This window comes from Streptomyces sp. RP5T, assembly GCF_003933965.1.
Classification (GTDB): Bacteria; Actinomycetota; Actinomycetes; order Streptomycetales; family Streptomycetaceae; genus Streptomyces.
Genome location: NZ_RSAJ01001102.1, coordinates 1 through 1,272, shown reverse-complemented (window position 1 = coordinate 1,272; position 1,272 = coordinate 1). Strand labels below are relative to the sequence as shown.

General features: G+C 75.1%; 1 protein-coding gene. It reads right to left on the bottom strand.

Annotation, left to right across the window (positions count from 1 at the left end):
• A partial coding sequence (locus tag EHS43_RS44770; protein ID WP_125196077.1) for a helix-turn-helix domain-containing protein occupies window positions 1-1,116 on the bottom strand: 1,116 nt, incomplete at its 3' end.
• Window positions 1,117-1,272 lie beyond the last annotated feature (156 nt).

The following is a 1,272-nucleotide window of genomic DNA, read 5'->3' as shown; positions in this document are numbered from 1 at the left end:
GCCCAGGGACAGGACCCGGGGGGTGAGGGCGAAGGTGCGGGACTCCGGCTGCTGGCGGACCAGGCCCAGGTGTTCGTAGGTGATCAGGGCGCGGCGGGCCGTCGCTCGCGTGAGACCGGTCGCCCGGGCCACGTCCGTGAGGGTGAGCGCCGCCCTGCCCTCGCCGAACGCCGTCAGGACCGTCAGCCCGCGCGCGAGGGACTCGATGAACTCCCGGCCCAGTTCGTTCTTGGACGCGCCGATCCAGGCGGCCGATCGCGAGGGCGGCGGGCCGGGGTCCGGCTCCGGGGCGATGGCCAGTGCGCGTTCCATCTCGGTCACCGTGGTCCGCAGCCGCGGCAGCAGGGTGTCGCGCAGGTCGGCCGCCGTGTGCCGGCTGGTGTGGCTCACGACGTTCGCCGCGCAGGCGATCCGGCCCGTGCGCGGATCCCGTACGGGGACGGAGACCGCCACCAGGCCCGGTTCGATCAACTGGTCGTCCAGCGCCCAGCCGTTCCGGCCCGCCTGTGCCGCCGTCCTCTCGAACTCGCCTTGTGGGAGTGCGAGTTGTCTTGGGGGTACGGCCGGGAAGGCCCGGTTCTCCGGGTCGCTCGCCCGGCGTTCGCGCCATGCCCGCCAGTCGTCGTCCGTCCACTCGGAGGCGAACAGGGGCCCCGGCGCGGTGCGTTCGGCGGGGAGCAGGTCGCCGATGCGGAAGCTGAGGGACATCGCGCGGCGGCGGGTGGCCTGGTGGATGAAGCGGATGCCGTCACGGTCGGCGACCGCCAGGGACACCGACTCGTCGAGCTCGTCGGCGAGGGCGTCGGCCCGTCCGGACAGCAGGGCGGGCAGGCGCAGCGCGGCGAGGTAGGCGTTGCCGAGTTCCATGAGGCGCGGGGTCGCCACCGCGTCCCGGCCGTCGAGGCGGACGTATCCCATGCGGGCGAGCGTCGAGGTGATGCGGTCGACCGTGGAACGTGCCAGGCCCGTGGCCCGTTCCAGGCCGCTCAGGCTCAGTGTCCCGCCCGCGTCGGTCAGTTCCCGCAGCACGCTGACCCCGCGGATCAGCGGTGCGACCGCCTCGGCCGGCGCGGCGGACGCCGGTACCGGCGGGGAAGTGGTCGTCTCTGCGGGCATCGGCTCTCCGGTGCGGGGGTCACGGCAGGCCTACGGTAATCCGCCACGGCACCCTCGGTGCGCCACGGGCCGCGCCACGGCACCCCAGGTGCGCCACGGGCCGGGCGCGGCCGGTCGCGCGGGTCCCGAGCCCCCCGTAGCTGGTACGCCCCGTCC